At 62.5% G+C, this 20107-nt stretch carries 16 protein-coding genes and 1 pseudogene; 7 read left to right on the plus strand and 10 right to left on the minus strand.

Annotated features, from left to right (window positions below):
* Positions 1-5: 5 nt before the first annotated feature.
* Together OS035_RS11385 and OS035_RS11390 are read right to left on the minus strand one after the other, a co-directional pair.
* Complete coding sequence (locus tag OS035_RS11385) at positions 6-1937, minus strand: DUF4384 domain-containing protein (RefSeq protein WP_183777825.1); 1932 nt, start codon at positions 1935-1937, stop codon at positions 6-8.
* A gap of 211 nt (positions 1938-2148) precedes the next feature.
* Positions 2149-2526, minus strand: a complete 378-nt coding sequence (locus OS035_RS11390) for a hypothetical protein (RefSeq protein ID WP_097625702.1) — start codon at positions 2524-2526, stop codon at positions 2149-2151.
* A 497-nt stretch (positions 2527-3023) separates the two neighbouring features.
* Here OS035_RS11390 and OS035_RS11395 point away from each other — a divergent pair, with 497 nt between their 5' ends.
* From OS035_RS11395 to OS035_RS11405, 3 genes are read left to right on the plus strand one after another with little or no spacing between them, the layout of a single operon-like run.
* The gene (locus tag OS035_RS11395; protein ID WP_442967699.1) at positions 3024-4949 is read left to right on the plus strand and encodes a DUF3604 domain-containing protein; all 1926 of its coding nucleotides are present in this window, start codon (positions 3024-3026) and stop codon (positions 4947-4949) included.
* 15 nt (positions 4950-4964) lie between these two features.
* Complete coding sequence (locus tag OS035_RS11400) at positions 4965-5813, plus strand: peptidyl-prolyl cis-trans isomerase (RefSeq protein ID WP_183777827.1); 849 nt, start codon at positions 4965-4967, stop codon at positions 5811-5813.
* Positions 5810-6805, plus strand: coding sequence for a HupE/UreJ family protein (locus OS035_RS11405; protein ID WP_442967688.1), 996 nt, complete (start codon positions 5810-5812; stop codon positions 6803-6805). The genes OS035_RS11400 and OS035_RS11405 overlap by 4 nt, the downstream gene beginning before the upstream one ends.
* A 106-nt stretch (positions 6806-6911) precedes the next feature.
* Here OS035_RS11405 and OS035_RS11410 read toward each other — a convergent pair.
* Positions 6912-7417, minus strand: a pseudogene (locus OS035_RS11410) (hypothetical protein); the annotation flags it as partial.
* A 196-nt stretch (positions 7418-7613) separates the two neighbouring features.
* Positions 7614-8204, minus strand: coding sequence for a hypothetical protein (locus tag OS035_RS11415; RefSeq protein WP_054183992.1), 591 nt, complete (start codon positions 8202-8204; stop codon positions 7614-7616).
* Positions 8205-8384: 180 nt separating this feature from the next.
* Here OS035_RS11415 and OS035_RS11420 point away from each other — a divergent pair, with 180 nt between their 5' ends.
* Positions 8385-9989, plus strand: coding sequence for a hypothetical protein (locus tag OS035_RS11420; RefSeq protein ID WP_331813692.1), 1605 nt, complete (start codon positions 8385-8387; stop codon positions 9987-9989).
* Positions 9990-10023: 34 nt separating this feature from the next.
* Here OS035_RS11420 and OS035_RS11425 read toward each other — a convergent pair whose 3' ends face one another.
* The 5 genes from OS035_RS11425 to OS035_RS11445 form a co-directional block, all read right to left on the minus strand.
* Positions 10024-11286: a methyltransferase family protein gene (locus OS035_RS11425; RefSeq protein ID WP_331813693.1), complete on the minus strand. Its 1263-nt coding sequence runs from the start codon at positions 11284-11286 to the stop codon at positions 10024-10026.
* A gap of 17 nt (positions 11287-11303) precedes the next feature.
* Entirely contained in the window at positions 11304-11948 is a 645-nt protein-coding gene (locus tag OS035_RS11430) for a tail fiber domain-containing protein (protein WP_331813694.1), read from the minus strand.
* A 23-nt stretch (positions 11949-11971) separates the two neighbouring features.
* Entirely contained in the window at positions 11972-14554 is a 2583-nt protein-coding gene (locus OS035_RS11435; RefSeq protein ID WP_331813695.1) for a caspase family protein, read from the minus strand.
* Between the two features lie 245 nt (positions 14555-14799).
* Positions 14800-16077, minus strand: a complete 1278-nt coding sequence (locus OS035_RS11440; protein ID WP_183777831.1) for an L-fuconate dehydratase — start codon at positions 16075-16077, stop codon at positions 14800-14802.
* 80 nt (positions 16078-16157) lie between these two features.
* Positions 16158-16892, minus strand: a complete 735-nt coding sequence (locus OS035_RS11445; protein WP_097625697.1) for an SDR family oxidoreductase — start codon at positions 16890-16892, stop codon at positions 16158-16160.
* Between the two features lie 303 nt (positions 16893-17195).
* Here OS035_RS11445 and OS035_RS11450 point away from each other — a divergent pair, with 303 nt between their 5' ends.
* The 3 genes from OS035_RS11450 (at position 17196) to OS035_RS11460 (ending at position 19663) form a co-directional block, all read left to right on the plus strand.
* On the plus strand, positions 17196-17981 hold the full coding sequence (locus OS035_RS11450; RefSeq protein WP_097625696.1) for an IclR family transcriptional regulator: 786 nt from the start codon (positions 17196-17198) through the stop codon (positions 17979-17981).
* 238 nt (positions 17982-18219) lie between these two features.
* Positions 18220-19056: an amidohydrolase family protein gene (locus OS035_RS11455; RefSeq protein ID WP_097625695.1), complete on the plus strand. Its 837-nt coding sequence runs from the start codon at positions 18220-18222 to the stop codon at positions 19054-19056.
* 202 nt (positions 19057-19258) lie between these two features.
* Entirely contained in the window at positions 19259-19663 is a 405-nt protein-coding gene (locus OS035_RS11460; RefSeq protein WP_097625694.1) for a helix-turn-helix domain-containing protein, read from the plus strand.
* 112 nt (positions 19664-19775) lie between these two features.
* On the opposite strand, the gene OS035_RS11465 is transcribed toward OS035_RS11460, so the two are convergent.
* On the minus strand, positions 19776-20042 hold the full coding sequence (locus OS035_RS11465; protein WP_003594963.1) for a hypothetical protein: 267 nt from the start codon (positions 20040-20042) through the stop codon (positions 19776-19778).
* Positions 20043-20107: the final 65 nt, after the last annotated feature.

The raw sequence follows: 20107 nt of genomic DNA on the forward strand, positions 1-20107 counted from the left end.
CCCGGCTATTCGCGGCGCCATTCGACGCGGCGGTTCAGCGCGTCGACATCGTCTTCGGTGAGGTTTGCCGTTGCCGTCACATCCACCGGCTCGGAGGCGCCCCGGCCTTCGGCGTCGATCGAGGCATCGATGCCGTGGCTCTTCAGGAAATCGGCCACCGCCTGGGCGCGGCGTTCGGAGAGCTTCTGATTATAGTCGTCGCCGCCGCGCCGGTCGGTGTGGCCGATCAGGATGATGCGGCCGGGCTTCTGCTCCTTCAGCGCCTCCAGCAATTCCTCGGCGGCCTCGGTGCCGATCGAGGTGAAGCTCGACTTGTCGAAGTCGAAGGTGATCGGCACGGGAATGGACACCGGCACGATGCCGCGGACATTTTCGGAATAGATGCCGCCGAGCACGCCGCTGCGGTGATCCTTCTCGGCCGGCACGAAGCTGCCTTCAGGGTTGTCGCTCGTCGGGTTGGCGGCCAGGATGCGGGCCTGGGCGGCACGCTGGATGAGGTCGGAGATAGTGTCGGCCGGCGGCGCCTTGGGGGTGCGGGTCTCGTTCTTGATGATCTCGATTGCCTGCTGGTAATCGGCGGCGGCATCGGCAAAGCGGCGGGCGGAGAAATAGATCTCGCCGAGCGTGGCGGAGGCCTGCCAGAGCACCTGCGGACTGTCGGCGGCGACCAGCAGCGGCTCGTAATCGGCGACCGGCTGGTTGGCGGCCATCATCTCCTGGGCGGCGGCGAGCCTGAGGGCTGCAACGCGGCGCTGGGCATTGACCTGGAACTGGCCGCATTCGGCGCTGACGGCGATCGCATCGGCCTCGGAGGCGGCGGCATTGATATCCTTGGCGGCGACGGCGGTGTTCAGCTTGTCGAGAAGGGCGGTGCAGGCAGGTGTATCGGCATTCGCCACTTCGATATCCTCGCCGGCCTGGCTGGGTTCGGCCGAGCGGCCGAGGTTGAGCTGCGGCATCTTGATGCTGAAGCCGCCGGGAAGTTTGAATTGCGGCATCTTCAGCTGCGGCATCGGCAGCTTCGGCATTTTCGTCTGGGACGTCTGGGCTGGCTGCTTATACTGCGTTGGCCGGGTGGACGAGGTGGTGTCGGCGGGGCCGATCAACTGCAGCTCGTCGGCGGCAAGCTCCTGGCTGGGCGCCAGATTGGTGACGATCTTGTATTTCTTCGGCGGCTGTTGTGCGGCCTGCTCCACAGGCTTCGGCGCGACCGGCTTTGGCGCTGCCTTCGGTTTGTCGACCGTTTCCGGCTTCTTGGCGGCTTCCTGTTTGATCACCGGTTTCGGCTTCGGAGCGGCTGCCGGTTTCGGCGGCTTGGCTGCCTGTTCGACCGGTTTTGCTGCGGGGGCGGCTGCGACGGGCGGGGCGGCCACGGGCGGCAGCGCCGCCGGACTGTCGACCGTCGTCAGCATCAGCGTCTTGCTGCTGATCTTGGTGCCGAGGCTGCGGGCCTCTTCCAGGCTGCGGGACACGGCATCCATGCCGCCGTCGACCGAGCGGAACATGCCGCTGCCGCTGCCGCCGAGATCGGCGAAGATGGTCAGCGGCTTGGAGGAATAGAAGACCTTGATCTGCTCCTGACCCACGGGGCCGGAGACCTGCAGCCGGGCGCCGCTGGCCGGATCCGGCACCTGCACGCGCTTGCCGGGGCCGACGAGGGCATCGGTCTGATATTTGTTCGGGAAAAGCTTGATGACGGAACCGTTCGGCGAGACGTTCAGTACCGTGACATAGCTGTTCTCAGTCGACTGGATGAACAGGCCGACGACTTCGCCGATGGCGTATTTGGCCTCGGCGCGATCGAAGGTGATGCTGACAGGGCCGGTCTGTGCCGGCGCCTCGGTCAGTGTGCGTTCGTTCTGCGCCTCGACGGCGGGAACCACCGCAAAGAACGAGAGGAAGGTGGCTGCGGCTAGGATGGCTTTGCGGTGCGACATGGGAAAACCTCCTCTTCGAACAATCTCACACTGTGTTGAAGATGAGAATAGCACCGACCGGCGAAATTGGGATGGCTTTGCCTGTCTTGCTTGAGGGAGGGTTACAAATTATTTGGAGCCGCGAAGAAACCGTCCCGGAAAAGACGTGCGCAAGACTCTGGATCGGCAATATCAGCCGCCGGATCTCGTCTTTTCGACTTTGGGCCTGCGTTTAGTTCTTGGGTTTCTGCCCGGCTGATTTCAAAATCGAGATCAGGTCGCTCATCCCTTCGGGCGAGGAATTATAGAGCCAGAGAATATCCGGATTATCGACCGTGAATTCCTTCCCGGGGCCCGAGCCCATGTCGCGGCCGGGCGAGGTCGCGTCCGGGAGTTTGCCTTGACCGGGTGTCAGCCCCTTGGCGCTTTCGTGTTCTGCGATGATCGCAGTGGCTGCGGCAAAGGCCTTTTCGTCATGCTGGCGCAGCGCCGCAAGCGCGGGGTTGCGCGCCGCCAGCGCATCCTCGGCCGGGCCGGCATGGCCAAGCTGAGGCATCTGCAGCGCCAGCAGCAGGCCGATCGACAGGGGTATGAGCCGGGATTTCGTCATCGTCGTCACATCCGTCTTATGGGCGCTACCGCGCGCGACATGCTTGCGGACAATAGGCAGAGGCCGGAAAGATGGCAACGGCGCTCAGTGCCAATCGGTTGGGAGGGGTGAAATAGGCTTGGGAGCGTCCGCGGGACAGATCGCACATTCTGCTGGCGCCGGCTGTGGCCGGCGTCATCGCAGACAAGCACATCGGATCGGAACGATGTTCGCAGGGATAGCATTCTCCCGCGGATTAGTCGGTGTCATCAGGTAAAATTTTCTAATCAAAATTGTCGTCTAGCTTATCCCCCGGCTTCTTAACAATATAGCTGGAAGGAAGCAGGTGAGGCCGGCAACCAAAGGGCACGGTTGGCGCCGTTGCGACGGCAACAGGCCCGAGTTCCAGGCTTTGATTTGTATCAAGGACACGAGAGGGCTCGCCAGTCCATGTAATCGTAGAAATGTTTGGCTTTTACATAATTCCGGGGGAGGAAAATATGATGAAGTCCCGTTTCATGGCTATTGCAGCGGCTTCGCTTGCGGCGTCGTTCATTGCTCCGGCAGGCTATTCGGCAGAGGGCGGCGATATCGGCACGCTGACGCCTGAGAAGGCCGACAAGGCGTTCGCCGGCAAGCCGGTCTACTCGCCCTATGCCGGGCGCAACTTCCCCACTCGGCCGCTGTTTGGCGATACGCACCTGCACACGGGTGCTTCGTTCGACGCCGGCGCATTCGGCGCACGGTTGACGCCGCGCGACGCCTACCGCTTCGCACGCGGAGAGGAGGTCATGGCCTCGAGCGGTCAGCCGGCAAAGCTGTCGCGTCCGCTCGATTTCCTGGTGGTCGCCGACCACTCGGACAATATGGGGATGTTCACGGACCTCTTCGCCGGCAAGGCGGAGGTGATCGCCGATCCGCAGGCCAAGACCTGGTACGAGGAAATCAAGAACGGGCAAGGCGGCAAGGCTGCGCTGGAGATCATCTTCGCCTTCGGCAAGGGCACGTTGCCGCAGTCGATGATCTACGGGCCGGAAACGCGTCCCTACAAGAACGCCTGGCAGGACACGATCAAGGCGGCGGAAGAATATAATGATCCGGGCCGTTTTACGGCCTTCATCGGCTATGAGTGGACATCGAACACGGCAGGCAACAACCTGCACCGCAATGTCATTTTCCGCGACAATGCCGACAAGGCCGAGCAGGTGCTGCCCTACACGACGCTGAAGCCGCTCGGCAGCGACAATCCCCGCGACCTGTGGAAGTGGATGCAGGCCTATGAGGACAAGACCGGCGGCAACGTGCTGGCCATCGCACATAATGGCAACCTGTCCAACGGCCGCATGTTTCCGTTGATCGAATCCTTCACCAACAAGCCGGTGGACAAGGACTATGTGGAGGAGCGCGCAAGGTGGGAACGGCTCTACGAGACGACCCAGACGAAGGGGACGGGGGAAGCCCATCCGGCGCTGTCTCCGAATGACGAGTTCGCCGATTTCGAAATCTGGGATTTCGGCAATCTTGACGCGAGTGTGAAAAAGACGCCTGACATGCTTGAGTTCGAATATACCCGCTCGGCCCTTCGCAACGGCCTGAAGCTGGAAGCCCAGCTCGGCACCAACCCCTACAAGTTCGGCCTCGTCGGCAGTTCGGATGCCCATACCGGCCTCGCGGCCATGGAAGAGGAAAACTTCTTCGGCAAGACGACGCCGCAGGAGCCAAGCCCCGAGCGCCTGACCGCGACCTTCGTCAAGGACGACAAGACCGGGATCACGGTGATGGACTGGGAGGTCGGCGCGTCAGGTTACGCCGCCGTCTGGGCGACGGAGAATACGCGTGAATCCATTTGGGACGCGATGCAGCGCAAGGAGACCTATGGCACAACGGGATCGCGCATGATGGTGCGCTTCTTCGGCGGCTGGGATTTCGCGCCGGCCGACGCCGAGACCCGCAATCCCGGCGCGATCGGCTACGACAAGGGCGTGCCGATGGGCGGCGACCTGACCAAGGCGCCTGACGGCAAGGTGCCGACATTCCTCGTCGCGGCGCTGAAGGATCCGATCGGGGCCAATCTCGATCGCTATCAGATCGTCAAGGGGTGGTTGGACGACAAAGGCGACACCCATGAACAGATTTACGATGTCGCCTGGGCCGGCGACCGCAAGCCCGGCGCCGATGGAAAACTGCCGTCGGTCGGCAGCACGGTCGACATCGGGAACGCCACCTGGACCAATACGATCGGCGCTCCTGAACTGATCGCCGTCTGGACGGACCCGGACTTCGATCCGACGCTGAAGGCCTTCTATTACGGGCGCGTTATCGAGATCCCGACGCCGCGATGGACTGCTTATGACGCCAAGCGGTTTGGCAACAAGCCGCTGGAGGGCACATCGATGACCGTGACCGAACGCGCCTATACCTCGCCGATCTGGTATACGCCCTGACACGACGAGAAACCGGTGCTGAAGCGCGTTCTCAAAGAACCCCTCGTGCATTTTCTGGCGCTCGCGCTCGCGATCTTCGCCGGCTACGCGCTGGTCGGCGCCGGCGAAAGGCAGGAACGCATCGCCGTTACCGCGCCGAAGATCGAGCAGATGGCGACCTTATTCACCAAGACCTGGCAGCGTCCGCCGAGCGCGGCGGAGCTCAAGGGGCTGATCGACGATTATGTGAAGGAGGAAGTCCTCGTCCGTCAGGCGCTCGCCCTCGGGCTCGACAGGGACGATGCGGTGGTCAGGCGGCGCCTTCGCCAGAAGATGGAGTTCCTGAACACGGCGGACGCCGAGGCGCTGGAGCCGACCGACGCGGAACTCGAAGCCTATCTCACCAGCAACGCCGACGCGTTCAGGATCAAGGGCATGCTGGCCTTCGAGCAGGTGTTCCTGAGCCCGCAGCGGCACGGCGGCCGGGCCAAAGAGGAGGCCGGCTCCATCCTCCAGATTCTGCTGTCCGATCCGGAGGCGAACCGCTCGCTGCTCGGCGACGCCACGCTGCTGCCGCCCGAGGCTGCGCTCTCCGACAGCGCTTCGATCACGCAGACCTTTGGGGCCGATTTCGCCAAGGCGCTCGACCAGGCACCCGTCGATCAATGGATCGGGCCGGTCGCGTCCGGTTTCGGACTGCACCTCGTGCGGGTGACGGAGCGTGTGCCTGACCGTACGCCCTCGCTCGGCGAAGTGCGTAACGCCGTCGCGCGGGAGTGGACGAACGCCAGGCGCAGCGAACTCGAAGACCAGCAATTTGCGAAGCTTCTCAAGGGTTATACGGTGACGATCGAGAGCCTCGTCGGCAAGGAGACCGGCCGGTGAAGCCGATCGGCAGAATATTCGCATTCCTGCTTGCTGTGCTGCTTGCTGCGGCAGCCCGGGCGCACGAGGTCCGCCCGGCCTATCTCGACATGCGCGAAACCGCCACCGACACGTTCGCCGTCGTCTGGAAGGTGCCGGCGCAAGGCGAGATGCGCCTCGGGCTTCATGCGCGGCTGCCGGCCGCCTGCGCGGAGAATTCCGAGCCGGTTCGGTCGATCGAGCAGGGCGCCTATTTCGAGCGCTGGAACGTCGTGTGCGCGGGTGGCCTGAAAGGCGGCGAGATCAGCATCGACGGCCTCAAGTCGACGCTGACCGAAGCGCTGGTGCGCATTGAATATGCCAGTGGAGATACCGAGCTTGCGCGCCTCCTGCCCGATCGGCCGCGCTTCGTGGCGGCCGGCACGCAGACGAGCATCGAAGTGGCGCGAACCTACTTCCTGTTCGGCGTCGACCACATTCTCTCCGGCCTCGATCACCTGCTCTTCGTGCTTGCGCTCATCCTGCTCATCCGAAACCGCTGGATGCTGCTCAAGACCATCACGGCGTTTACGATCGCCCACAGCATCACACTGGCTGGAGCGTCGCTTGGATATTTCAGCCTGCCCCAAAGGCCGGTGGAAGCCACGATCGCGCTCAGCATTGCGTTTGTGGCGCGCGAACTGGTCAAGACGGAACCGGGCGAGAGGCGGCTGTCCGAGAGCTATCCCTGGCTCGTGGCCTTCGCGTTCGGACTGCTGCACGGCTTCGGCTTCGCCGGTGCATTGAAGGAAACCGGCCTGCCGCAATCGGACGTGCCGCTGAGCCTCTTGACGTTCAACCTGGGCGTTGAGGCGGGGCAGCTCATCTTCGTTGCGGCGATCCTGGTCCTGTTCAGGATCGGAGCCGCTCTGGTCGCCTTGCCGCTGGCGCCGACCCGCCGGCTCGGCGCCTACGCGATCGGCACGGCGTCAATGTTGTGGCTCGTTCCCAGGATCGCCGGTCTCTGGATATGAGAGATGGCGCGGCGCAAGGATCGGCCGGAAACCTGCCGCGCTTTAGCTCTTTGTTTTGATGCATGTCGTTATCCCGGAACCGCTGCACACTTCCGGGCGACATGCATTAGGAGTGGATCACCAGGCCCAACATCGGGCCCTGCTGGACGACGTCGAAGACAAAGTCGTCGTTGCTGTAATCCACTCCGAGCGCGCGGTACCCGGCAACGGCCGAGACGTTGTCGGCGAACCGGTAGCCGATCGCAGCGGCAAAGTCCCAATCGAGGTCAGCGCCGCCGGCGCCGACGAGTCCCCAGCCGGTCAGGTAGACCTCCGGGGTAATGGCGTAAGTGCCTTTGAAGCCGACCAAGCCGTCCACCCAGGTTGCGTTATCCGTTCTGGAGCGCCCGTCCAGAATGCCGCCGTGGAAGGAAAGCTCGCTTTCCACGGACCAGACACGCAGGCCGCCGACGACATCCAGCCGCGCGGAACGGTCTTCGAAAACCGCATAACGGCGCCGAGGAAGCCTGCGAAGGTCTCACTCGATAGCTCGACACCGGTTGCCAGAAACCCTCTCGGGGTGCCGGCTTGACCCGAGATCTTCGTGTACATCACATCGTCAACTATGCTGTAGTTGGCCAAACAATTTTCGAGACGCCGTATCATAGCGTGCTGTCGGGCTACAGGTTTCCTGGTTTTTCCTGGTTTTTCCTGGTTTTGCACTATCTTCGACAATCGAAGGGGCGCGTTAATTGACCGAGGCGCCGGTCGATCCTGCGGGCTCCTTTTGCGCCAACCGAATGCTTCAATCCGTTGCTTTGGCGCCGGGTCAGAGGATCTTCAATTGCTGCAGGCTGAGGCGCAGATCCCGCAGCATTTCGCCGAAGATCTCCTCGATCGTTCCCGTCGACCAGACGACCATGGTGCCATAGGGCGAGCGCTTGCGCTGCATGAAGCCGGCGGTCTCGAAATCGATCAGCGTCTTGCGGCAGGTCTCGCTCGACATCACCGCCACCAGGAACCGGGCGAGATTGGACTGGTCGATGGCGCCTGATTTCTCCGCCCAGTTCTGGATCAGCCGCGGCTTGGTGTCGGCGGTGAACATCGAGGCGAGCGCGCGATCCTGCGACAGCCCCAGGCGCTGCAGCTTGGCCGGATCGCGGGTCAGCGAAACCACGTAATCATTGTGCAGATCGGCGAAGCGCTCGATATCCTCGGCCGTGTTGATGCCGAAGACCTTCATCGAGTAGAGAAATTCGGCCATCAGATAGGTCGGCTCGGAGCGCAGTTGGGCCAGATGCTTGTCATCGGTGCTTTGCGAGGCGGCGCAGACGCGATCGGAGAAGCCTATCCTTGCGGCGCGCACCTGCTCCAGCAGGCTGATATCGAGCGCCAGTTCGTCACCGTTCCATTCCAGCATAAGCATTTCCCGCCAGCAAATCTTCGAGACGATGTTCTTGTACTATCGCCGGCGCCAATCTCCAAATCGTTTGGAAAGCAACGGCTTGCTGACAAGGCGCATCCATCTTACCATTTCGAAGACTTGACGGTCAGAGAAGGCCGAGCCGGCCTGACATCGTCCTGTTCGGGGGTCGAGGACATGCGTAGTTTTGGGTCGCATATTCTGATTGCCGCGGCACTTGCGGTCGCCTCGCCGGTTTTTGCCGAAGACACGACGATTATAGAGCTTCGCAGCGGCGATGGCGGCCGCTCGGTTGGCATTATTTCCGCCAGTGAGGAAGTCGAGGCATCGGGACCTGCGGCGATCACCGTCGGCGACGACGGCACCATCTATATTCTCGACCAGAACAATGGCCGCGTGCTCGCCATCGACGCCGAGCGCTCGCAGGCCGAGCCCGAAATTCTGCCGCTGCCGGAAAATGCCAGCCCGGAAGATCTGGCCGTCGTCCACAACGAACTCTACCTCTGGTCGGACGGTGTCGTGCCCCTCGAACGCTCCACCGAGGCCGATGGAAGGTCGCAGACGCTGCGCGCCGTCGATGGCGGCGATGCCGACGATTACACCCGCTCGGTCTTTGCCTCGATGGGCTCGGTGCCGCCGGGGCCGCTGAACAGCATCGTCGATGAGATCGGGCGCAGCACCAGCCGGCCGGCGCCCCGCCCGCCGGTCATTCAATATGTGCCGAGCCGTGGGCTCGGCGATATTGTCGCCGAAGTCTCGGCTGCAAACGACAAGGCGGAGATCCTGCTGCGGCGCAGCAGCTCGGAGGAGAATTTCCTGTCGCTGCCGCTGACTGCCGAGGGCCGCATCGGCACCGTCGAACTTCTCGACATTGACACGACGGGCAGGCCCTATGCGCTGGTCGAACTCGTTCCTGCCGATCAGCCAGAGCGCACCGGCATGCTGGTGGTGCGCTTTACGCCCAACGGGGCGATCGACCGGGTCTACGACCTGCCGATCGACCCCGGCACGGTCTTTTCCCGGCGTTTCGTGGCGATCGGTCCGCGCGGCGACGTGCTCTATCTCAAATCGCAGGAAAGCCGGGCGCAGGTGCTGCGGCTCGACGGCCGCGACCCTGGCCGAAAGCTTGCCGTCGCGCGGCCGGCAAAACCGCTCAATGCCGGCAAGCCGGGCAAGGCGCCGAAACTGGCGATCGTGCCGAAGTCGCGCAGCGACGTCATCGAGCGGGCGATCGGCTTCGAGACACTGAACTGGCTGGTGACGTCATCAGCCTACGGCAAGGACCCAGGGCCCGGCTGCATCAACATGAACCGGCTGCGCCGGCCGATCTACCTGATCGGCAAGCGCGGCCAAACGGTGAAGGGCGTTCCCTATTGCTGGGGCTGCAAGACCCGGCTCGAGGATTTCATGGACGGCGTCGAAAAGGGCCAGACCGCCGGCAATGTCTGCACCAAGAGTGCGCCGCAAACCAATATTCTCGGCGTCGACTGTTCCGGTTTCGTCAGCGACGCCTGGGGCCTGAAGATGCATGTCTCGACGCGCGCCATCCCGGGCATCACCAAACGCGTCTCCGACCCCTGGTCGATGCGGCCGGGCGACGCGCTGAACAAGCCCGGCTCGCATGTGCTGTTGTTCATGCGCTTCACCGACGACCGCAAGGTCGAGGTGATGGAGGCCTCGCCCAACGCCTGCAAGGGCCGCGTCTGCCGCAACACCTATTCGCTCGGCAGCCTCTTGATGCGCGGCTACCAGCCGGTGCGCTTCAAGGGGCTGGACGGGTGAACGGCGGGAGTGTCGCGGGCGTGCCTTGCGCTTTTCAGACGCGCGGCACGGTCGGCGCCAGCCGCCGCTTCGCCATCGCCAGAAGTCCATGCGCGGCGACAGTCTCCGCATATTGCCGATAGACGGGATCTCGGCTCAGCATGCGCTCTTCGGCGCGGGCGCGCAGCAGATAGATCAGACTGACGATCGCCAGCATGCCAGCTCGTGCCAATCCTTCGGCAAGACCGCTGGCGACGAAGCTCGGGGCTGCAAACAGCCACCAGGAGATGTTCTTCGAGAGGTAGGCCGGATGTTTGACGAAGCGGTAGGGGCCTGACGTGATGATGCCGCGATGGGTCAGGTTGGAAAAGCGCGGCCCGAAGGCAATGGTCGCCCAGACGTAGATTATCGCGCAGGACAGCGTCGCAACGCTCCAGACGAAGTAGACCACCGATCCCTCCTGGATAACGCTCTCCCAACCCGGCCCGGCGCCATAGGGCACGAAGGCGCTGGAAATCGCCGGGAAGAACGGCTCGTAGCAGATGAGGCAGACGAGCCAGCCGAGCGCCGTCGTCTCCGTCGCCCTGACATGCCATCCGAACAGTTTGAAGGTGGCGATATAGCCGCCGGCCGCCAGGATGACGTCGAGAAGGAAGACAAGCCGCAGCAAGCCTTCGAACCAGGCCGCTGAAAATGGAGGAAACAGCCAGGCCGGCCTTTCGGCAAGATCGGAAAGCGCCGCTATGCCGCTTGAAAACATCAGCACGAGGAAGAAGCATTTAATCGTCAGCAGGCGCAATGCGAATAGCACGTCTTCTTCGCGAAAATCCTGCATCAGCACCGCACGTCCGACCTGATTGAGATAATCGTCGGGCTCCTCGGCGACGAGATCGGTGACCGCGACGTAGAGAATGGTGGCGCCGGCAAGGACGATGGAAATGGGGATGGTCGTGTGGCCAGACCCGATGAACCATTGGACCGCCGACGACTGCGTGAAAAACGGAAAGACCGAGCAGGCGATGACGACCGCACCCAAAAGCGCGGCGAGGCCGACAAGCTTGGTCCCGATGCGCCGCCAGGAAGCGGCGGGAGCCTCATGCCGCCTCTCTCGCGAGGCCCAAGCTCGATAAGCGGCGGGTGTGCCGCAGACAACGATCCACGCCAGGAGAAGACAGAGGACCGCAAGCGCCATCGCCTTGCCGGGCTCGAGTTGCAGATAGGTTGCGAGCGCGATGCCGACGAGAACGCCGGCAAGCGTCACTGTCTGCGTAACCAAGGGGCTCCCGGCAAGGGTATCCCTGTCCTGAGATATCGGCACGCGCTCGGCTTTCGCGTTCACATTGCCGGCTGTACGGAGACCGGAGAGCGTTTGCGCGCCGCCTTCACTGCCTGCGCCAACGCTGCCTCAGCTGCCAACCGTGAGAGATCGTCCGACACCGAGATCATCGCAATGTCGAGCTTGTCGTAGTCGACCATGTAGTAGCCCAGTCCGGTAGCGATGACCGCATCGGGTCTGATCGCCAGCAGATCCTGCGCCATCGTGCCGATGAACATCGGCCCGCCCCAGATGTACCGGAACGCATAGATTGGTATGCCGTGAGCAGAGGTGCCCAGCCGACGAATATCGGTCTTCAGGCGACGATCGGACCACGAGGTACCTGAAGAACTCGATGAACTGCTCGAGCTGGAAGAGCTGCTTGAACTGCTGGAGGAGCCGGAAGAACCGCCCATGCCGCCGCCAGAGCTGGAGTTCCCACTGGAGCTGTTCTCAGAGCGTGCGAAAGCTGGTTGATTGGTACTTACGGGCACTCTCTTGACAGTGGGCGTGGTTTTCCTGGTCGGCGTGGCGCTTCTGGCAGGTTCTTCACTGGCGAACAATGTCTTGGCGCCTGGGTCGAAGACGCAACTTTGCATGATTGCGCCCGAGCCGACGAGAAATGTCGAGCACAAGAGAACACGGATAATGAGCTTGCTGTTCATGGAAGGCGCCCCCAGACCGCCATTTAGAAGAGATCGTACCTCGGATTTCGCTTTACCCAGGTCGCCTTGGCGAGCTGAACGAGCCTGTCATCCAGCGACTTGGTTTTCGGAAGTGCCTTTTTCTCTTGGGCGGTCAGCTCGGCCGCAAAGGCCTCCTCCGCTTTTTTCTTTGCAGTATTGGGCAAGGTCTTGAGTGCCGCCTTTGCCTGGTTCTTCGGATCGCCGCTGCCCGGCATGTTGATGGCGGTCGCCAGCGCGAAATACCGGGCCGCCGTTATCAGGCTGTCAGCATCCGCAGCGTCTTCCTTCGCCAATATCCCGCGGTCGAGCGCGCCCCAATAGTCGCCGCGTTCGGCACCCATCTCCAGCCACTTCACCGCTTCCGCCTTGTTGGCGGCAACGCCGATGCCGTCGCGGTACATGCGCCCGAGATTCGTCGGGGCATAGGGTTGACCGCCCTCTGACGCCCGCGTGAAAAGTTCAAGCGCTTTCGGGAGATCCTCCGGCGCGCCTTTTCCGAAACGGTAGACCAGCGCAAGATTGTTCAGCGAATAGATGTCGTTGCGCTGGACGCCGGCCTCGTAGAAGCGAATGCCGCGGTCCGGATCGGCCGGAACGTTGACCCCGTTCAAGAAGATATAGCCGAGTTCGTTCATCGCATAGGTATGGCCAAGATCAGCGGCTTGCAGCATCAAGCGCAATCCCACTTGCTGGTCGGCCTTGGCGCCGCGGCCGTAATAGAGGGACTTGCCGTAGCTGAGCAGAGCGAAGGGATCGCCCCTGGCGGCACCAGCCTTGGCGATCTCGCTGGCCTTGGCTGCATCGCGCGGAACGGAGGCGCCGAATTCATAGAGGCTCGACAGTTCGTAGATCGCCCGAACATGCCCGGCATCCATCGCCTTCTTGATCGTGGCGAACGCCGTCTTGGTATCACGGTTGGCGAGCTGGGCGCGGCCGAGCTGGTAGACGAAGCGGGCAACCTCGGGATAGGCCTTCACCGCTTCCGTGCAGGCAGGCAGGGCCACATTCGGGTCGATCTCGTTCGGCAGCTTGCCTGCGGTCACGCCCTGCAGGTCGAGGGGTGCGGCGGCTGATGTGTCGCAGGCGTCGAGCACCGGCTTGAAGGTGACGGTCGCTGCCGGCAGGTTGTCATTGGCCGCCTGCAGCGTTAGGGCGAAAGGCTGGTTCTCCGTGCCGATCTGCGGCTCGTAGGAAAGGCCCGGAATGTCGGCTGCCTCTAGCACATGGCCGAGCCCGATCACCCGGTCTCCGGCCCGCAGCGTGCCCTTGTCGGGCAAGGCTGCGACCTTGAAGGTCATTTCGGCGGCCGATGCCGGAACGACCGGCAGGCTTGTCTTGACAGGGCCGACGCCGATCGGCGTGTCGACGTCGCGCGGCAGCGTTTTCAGATAGGCATCGGCGTCGGCAAGCCGCACCTGCTTTTGCTGCTCGAGCTGGGCGAGCTTGGCCCCGGCATCCGCCGAGACGGTGATCGCGACGACGCCCTGCGTCGCCTGACCATAGGGATCGCTGACGGTGTAACCGATCAGGCCGACGGTTCCGGCGCTAACGCCTGAGGAATCATAGGTGAGTGCCGTGAGCGCCGCGGCCGGCATCTTGGCGCCCTGCTCGACCGGCTTGCCGTCGAAGCTGAGCTTGCCGGTCTGCGGAAGCTGGTTGAGGGTGACGAGCAGCGCCGAGCCGGTCTCGTCATGCGGCGGAGCGATCGGCAGCTTGGTGGCGGCAGCCCCTTCCGGCACGCTCACCTGCTGCATCGGCTCGACGCTCGGCGGCGGCGGCGCCGGAATGAAATAGAAGCTGTCCATCAGCGAGGAGTTTTCCCAGGGGACCTGCTTGCCGCCGGTCATGGCGATCACGTCGCGGCGCACATCGGTCAGCACCTGGCGGATTTCCTTGTTGGGTTCGCTGGCGCGTTTGATGAAGGATTCGGAATAGGGGCTGAGCGCTCCGGTGCCGTCGAGCGCCACCTGGCCCGGTTCGGTGGAGAAGGCGATCAGGCTGCCGAGATCGCTGTCGATGCGCGCAAGACCGCGGGTGGCGCCGACCGGCTCCAGTTTTTCCGCCATCCAGAATTTCTGGGCGTTGAAGGGGTTGTTGCGGCAGGCATCGAGGAAGATCAGCTGCACCCGCGAATTCTGCTTGAGGTGGTTGAGGATGAGGTCGAGCGGCATGGTCTGCGTCTCGACGTCATAGGGTGTCTCGAGCGTCGCATCGACCGGCACGAGGAAATTCTGCCCGCCGACCTGGATGCCGTGGCCGGAATAATAGATCAGGCCGGCCTCGGCATTGCTGGTCGAACGCAGGAAGCGGCGCACCGTATCCTCGAGCCCGATGCGGTCGACATTGACGCCGATCGTTACGTCGAAACCGGCCGAGCGCAGCGTGGTCGCGACCTCTTCGACATCATTGGCGGGATTGGGAAGCGAGGGCAGCGTCTTATAGACCGAGTTGCCGATGACCAGCGCGACGCGGCGGCCGTTTTCACCTTCCGTGATGGCGGCACGTGCCGTGCCGATCGACAGCAGCATTGCCGCAGCAATCAGCAGATAGGCGCACAGTCTCTTGACGTAGTGAAACTTGGGCATGGCTCGATCGCAAACATTCTATTGTTTAAGTTCAATAAAATTTGCTGGCCTGCTGGTGCTGGGCCCCCTCCGCATTCACCCTTTGAAAATATTCCTCACTGCTAAAAAAAGCAAGCTTCGCCCGCCTCCAAGTGAATTGGAGCAGTCCCGTCAGATTGGAAGCCCATCGGCGTCAGGAAAGACTGTCGAAAACAGGAAATTATCCTGCGGCCGACCGCGGATACGTCGGAGCTGGCGAAGTTTTCTTAGCTTGGAAACGTATAGTTGCTGATCGAGGCCGGTTTCATCTCGATCGAGAAGCCCGGCTGAGTGGGCGGCATATAGGCGGCGTTCTCGATCCGGCAGGGGTCGAGGAAGTGTTCGTGCAGGTGATCGACATATTCGATGACGCGGCCTTCCTTAGTTCCGGAGACGGCGATGTAGTCGATCATCGACAAATGCTGGACATATTCGCAAAGCCCGACGCCGCCGGCATGCGGCCAGACCGGCAGGCCGAACTTGGCGGCGATCAGCAGCACGGAGAGAACTTCGTTCAGCCCGCCCATCCGGCAGGAATCGATCTGGACGATGTCGATCGCGCCCTCGGCGATGAACTGCTTGAACATGATGCGGTTCTGGCACATCTCGCCGGTCGCGACCTTCACCGGTGCGATCGCCTGGCGGATCTTGCGGTGGCCGGCGACATCGTCGGGGCTGGTCGGTTCCTCGATGAAGAAGGGCTTGGCCGGGGCAAGCGCCTTGACCCAGTCGATCGCCTGGCCAACATCCCAGACCTGGTTGGCGTCGATCATCAGGTAACGATCGGGACCGATCACCTCGCGGGCGATCCGGAGGCGGCGGATATCGTCGTCCAGGTCGCGGCCGACCTTCATCTTGATATGGTTGAAGCCGGCATCGATCGCCTCCCGGCAAAGGCGGCGCAGCTTCTCGTCTTCATAGCCGAGCCAGCCGGCCGAGGTGGTGTAGCAGGCATAACCCTCCTTTTCGAGGATGGCGATGCGTTCGGCCTTGCCGGTTTCGGCGCGCTTCAGGATCTCGACCGCCTCCTCGCGCGTCAGCACGTCGGTGAGATAGCGGTAGTCGACGATATCGGCGATCGCCTCCGGCGACATCTCGGCGACAAGGCGCCAGACCGGTTTTCCCGCCTGTTTGGCAAGCAGGTCCCAGACGGCGTTGACGACGGCGCCGGTCGCCAGATGAATGGCACCCTTTTCTGGGCCGATCCAGCGCAACTGGCTGTCGCTGGTCAGATGCCGCCAGAACTTGCCGGGATGGGCGAGCACCTCGGCAAGCTCGGCGCCGACGACGAGATGGCGCATCGCTTCGATCGCCATGCAGCAGATGTCGTTGCCGCGGCCGATGGTGAAGGTCAGGCCGTGGCCGGCAAGATCGGGCGTATCCGTGTCGAGAATGACATAGGCAGCCGAATAATCCGGATCGGGGTTCATCGCATCCGACCCATCCAGGCTTTGCGACGTGGGGAAGCGGAGATCGAAGACACGAAGGTCGGTGATGCGGGTCATGGTGTATTCTCCGTTAACGGGGTCGGCTGCCGGCGGGGCCGGATTGGCCGGCTGCGTGCCGGCCACATCGCTGAATGGGCTCAGATCGTCCAGCCGCCGTCGATGGCGATCGCCTGGCCCGAGGTGTAGGTGGCGCCGGCAAGATAGACCGCGAGATCGGCGATCTCCTCGGGCGAGCCGAGCCGGCCCATCGGCTGGCGGGCGATGAAGGCGGCGCGGGCGGCGTCATAATCGCCCTGCGCGCGCATGCGGTCCTGCAGCGACGGGCTCTCCACCGTGCCGGGGCAGATGGCGTTGCAGCGGATGCCTTCGGCGACATAATCGGCGGCGACGGATTTGGTCAGCCCGATGACGGCGGCCTTGGTGACGCCGTAGGCGAAACGGTTCGGCACGCCCTTGATGCTGGAGGCGACCGAGGCCATGTTGATGATCGACCCGTCCTTGCGCTCCAGCATGCCGGGCAGCACGGCGCGGATCGTGCGAATCATCGCCTTGACGTTGAGGTCGAGGGCAAATTCGAAATCGGCATCCTTCATCTCCAGGATCGAGCCGGCATGAACGAAGCCGGCGCAGTTGAACAGCACGTCGACAGCGCCGATCTCGGCGACCAGAGCCTTGACCGCATCCTCTTCAAGCACGTTCAGCTGATGGGTGGAAACGCCGGTTTCCGCAGCTAAGGTCGCCAACGCCTCGGTATTGATGTCGGTCGCGTGGACCTTGGCGCCGGCCGCGGCAAAGGCTGTCGCCGTTGCACGGCCAATGCCCTGGCCGGCGGCGGTGATGAGAACGGTCTTGCCGGAAAGTCTGTTTGTCATGTCACGGGGCCTTTTCTGGAATTGTCTGCGCGGAACGATGGAATGCGTTTTGTCTGACGAAGGCGGGCTCACCCTTTCCCATTTTGCGCGCTGTGACCGCTCTGCGGCAAGAGAGTGCTGGCCGCCTGCCGCCTGGTTTCGTTTCGGAAGCGCGCGAGATCTCACCGGATGTCAAGCTGCGTCTTCAGCTATGATTTGTCTGTTTATAGACAAACAGACGATTAGCCAAGGGTCAAGCGCAAACTTTTCCTTTTCCGGCTGCTCTTCTGCGTATATGCAGAATGATATTCACAGGAGGAAGGAATGGAGACCGAGGAGTCAGACCGCTATCGCGCTCCGGCGCTCGACAAGGGCCTCGATATCCTGGAATTGCTCGCCGGCGTCGACAGCGGCCTCACCCAGGCCGATATCGCCAAGCGGCTCGATCGCAGCCCCAACGAATTCTACCGCATGCTCGACCGCCTGGTGCGCCGCGGTTACGTCACCCGGCTGGACGGCGACCGCTATTCGCTGACGCTGAAGCTGTTCGGCCTGGCGCAATTGCATACGCCGGTCCGCCGGCTTGCATCCTATGCGACGCCGCTGATGCGCGATCTCGCCCAGCGCACGCGCCAGGCCAATCACCTCGCCGTCTTCGACCGCGGCGCGGCTGTCGTTATTGCCCAGCAGGAGGCGCCGGACTATTGGGGCTTCTCGATCCGCATCGGCGCCCATATCAGCCTGTTCGACACCGGATCGGGGCATGTGCTGCTCGCCTTCCGCAGCGCGGAGGAGCGGGAGATGATGATCTCGGAACATGTACGCAGCCGCGCGGAGATCGAACTCGGGCCCGATTTTTACGATCGTCTCGACCAGATCCGCGAGCGCGGCTACGAGATGATGGCAAGCGCCCAGACATCAGGCGTCTACAATCTTTCCGCGCCCGTTCTCGGGCCGGACGGGCGCTGTATCGCCGCCCTCACCTGCCCCTTCATCGCGCTTGTCAATGCACCCACCGCGCCGGATATCAGCCAGGCGACCATGCTGGTGCAAAAGGCGGCCAACCAGCTGTCGCTGCTGGCCGGTGCCGACGTCGCCAATTCTGGCTGACGGGTTACTGCGAGAGCGGCCCCTCATTCCGCCTGCCGCCACCTTCTCCCCGTAAACGGAGCGAAGGGGAATAGCCGCAACCCCTCCGTTCGACACGAATGTCTCGCATGGCACGTCCCCTCGCCCCGTTTACGGGGAGAGGGTTAGAGTGAGGGGCAGCTATGGGCCGGCAATTTTTATTTGAACAATCCATTCACCAGGGATAGCTTGCGCACAGCCTGTCCTGGAGGAGAAAAGCGTGCTCATCGACACCCATCTGCACATTATCGATCGCTCAGCGCTACCCTATCCCTGGCTTTCCCAGGTGGCCGATCTCGATCACGATTTTCTCTATGAGACCTACGCGGCCGAGGCGCGGCGCTGCGGCATCACTACGGTGCTGCATATGGAGGTCGACGTCGATCCCGCCGCCATGCAGGCCGAGACCGACCATATCGCCGGCATCGCCAAAAAGACAGGCAGCCTGATTGCCGGCGCCATCGTCTCCTGTCGGCCGGAGGAAGAAGGCTTTGCCGCCTATCTCGAGCGGCAGAAGGCCGATCCCTTCGTCAAGGGATTCCGCCGCGTGCTGCATGTCGTGCCCGACGACGTGTCGGAAGGTGCTTTGTTTCGCGAAAACATCCGCCGCATCGGCGGCAGCGGCCTGACCTTCGACCTTTGCACATTGCCGCACCAGGCGGGCCGCGTCACAGCCCTCGTCGATCTGGCGCCGGATGTGCAGTTCGTGCTCGACCATTGCGGCGTGCCCGATATCCGCTCCGATGCCTACGAGCCGTGGAAGGCCGGCATCTCGGAGATCGCCCGGCGACCGAATGTCGTCTGCAAAGTCTCCGGCGTCGTTGCCTATGCCGACGCCGAGACATGGACGGCGCAGACGCTCCGGCCCTATATCGAGCATGTCATAGCAAGCTTCGGCTGGGATCGCGTCGTCTGGGGCAGCGATTGGCCGGTGTGCACGCTCGGCGGCGGCCTTTCCACCTGGGTTGCCGCGACCCATGCCGTGCTGTCCGGCAGCAGCGAGGCGGAGCGCTCCGGGCTGCTTTTCGCCAATGCCCAGCGCCTCTGGTCGCTTTGACGTCACAAAATCACATGATGTGCTGTGGCTTGCAAAAGTGCTACTCTGGCATGTCTTTTGCTTCTGTAAGGATGAGGCGACGCAGTGTATCGGTTTGGGACGACTTACCGCCGGGCAATTGCTAGCTTTAGCCATCTCAGGTAAAAGTTGTCAGACACGGATTTGGCGAATAACTTCAGTCCGTGTCCTCAGGAGGGAAAAAATGAAAGAAGAACCGCATTCCGTCGACGTTCACGTCGGAAAGACTATCCGTATTCAGCGTCTATTGAGGAAAGTATCTCAGACGGAACTGGGCGACCGCGTCGGCGTGACGTTCCAGCAGATCCAGAAATACGAAAAGGGTTCCAACCGCGTTTCCGCCAGCATGCTGGTTGAAATCGCCGGCGCGCTAAAGGTCGACGTCAGGACATTTTTCGACGATCTGTCGGCCCCCGATACGGCCAACGACAACCCGGCTCCTAGCGAGGAATTCATTATCTCGCGCGAAGGCGTGCTTCTCAATGCGGCGTTCTTTTCGATCAAGAACGAAGCTCTTCGCAAGAAGATCCTGAAGCTCGTCCAGGCGATCGCCCACACCGAACAGGTGGAAGGCGAAGCAGCCGAATAAACCAGGTCTCCTTCACGCGAATCCACTGGGCCGCATGAGGATAAATAGCGATCGGGATCAATTCGACCGGGATCGATGGTGATCGACCGGGATTGATATCCATTGATCCGGATTAATGGCGATCGATCAGGATCAGATTCTCGCTGGCGTCCTTCATTGCGATCTTGGCTTTGCTGCCGAGCAGTTTCTCGAGATTGACGTCTAGTTCCCTGTCGGGATCTATGCCGTCCCAATCGATCACGACCTGCAGCAGCGCCATGTTCGTCAGGTGCATCAGATTACGCAGCTGAAGCTTTTCAGCCTCCTCCTTGGCTGCCGACAGCAGCCGGAAGATCCTTGCGTATTCGCTGCCTGTACCTTCGTTGCGTTGTTCAAACATCGTTCCCGCCCCTTTGGCCGTGAAACCGTACGATTCCATTACCAATGCATCTTCCGCGGTGACCG

The sequence above is a fragment of the Rhizobium sp. 268 genome (assembly GCF_036571585.1).
GTDB classification, from domain to species: domain Bacteria; phylum Pseudomonadota; class Alphaproteobacteria; order Rhizobiales; family Rhizobiaceae; genus Rhizobium; species Rhizobium redzepovicii.

Bases quoted from the DNA above. Each gene is read 5' to 3' on its own strand.
- OS035_RS11385 (WP_183777825.1), bottom strand. From the start codon at position 1,937: ATGTCGCACCGCAAAGCCATCCTAGCCGCAGCCACCTTCCTCTCGTTC.
- OS035_RS11390 (WP_097625702.1), bottom strand. From the start codon at position 2,526: ATGACGAAATCCCGGCTCATACCCCTGTCGATCGGCCTGCTGCTGGCG.
- OS035_RS11395 (WP_442967699.1), top strand. From the start codon at position 3,024: ATGGCTATTGCAGCGGCTTCGCTTGCGGCGTCGTTCATTGCTCCGGCA.
- OS035_RS11415 (WP_054183992.1), bottom strand. From the start codon at position 8,204: ATGCTGGAATGGAACGGTGACGAACTGGCGCTCGATATCAGCCTGCTG.
- OS035_RS11420 (WP_331813692.1), top strand. From the start codon at position 8,385: ATGCGTAGTTTTGGGTCGCATATTCTGATTGCCGCGGCACTTGCGGTC.
- OS035_RS11430 (WP_331813694.1), bottom strand. From the start codon at position 11,948: ATGAACAGCAAGCTCATTATCCGTGTTCTCTTGTGCTCGACATTTCTC.
- OS035_RS11435 (WP_331813695.1), bottom strand. From the start codon at position 14,554: ATGCCCAAGTTTCACTACGTCAAGAGACTGTGCGCCTATCTGCTGATT.
- OS035_RS11440 (WP_183777831.1), bottom strand. From the start codon at position 16,077: ATGACCCGCATCACCGACCTTCGTGTCTTCGATCTCCGCTTCCCCACG.
- OS035_RS11445 (WP_097625697.1), bottom strand. From the start codon at position 16,892: ATGACAAACAGACTTTCCGGCAAGACCGTTCTCATCACCGCCGCCGGC.
- OS035_RS11450 (WP_097625696.1), top strand. From the start codon at position 17,196: ATGGAGACCGAGGAGTCAGACCGCTATCGCGCTCCGGCGCTCGACAAG.
- OS035_RS11460 (WP_097625694.1), top strand. From the start codon at position 19,259: ATGAAAGAAGAACCGCATTCCGTCGACGTTCACGTCGGAAAGACTATC.
- OS035_RS11465 (WP_003594963.1), bottom strand. From the start codon at position 20,042: ATGTTTGAACAACGCAACGAAGGTACAGGCAGCGAATACGCAAGGATC.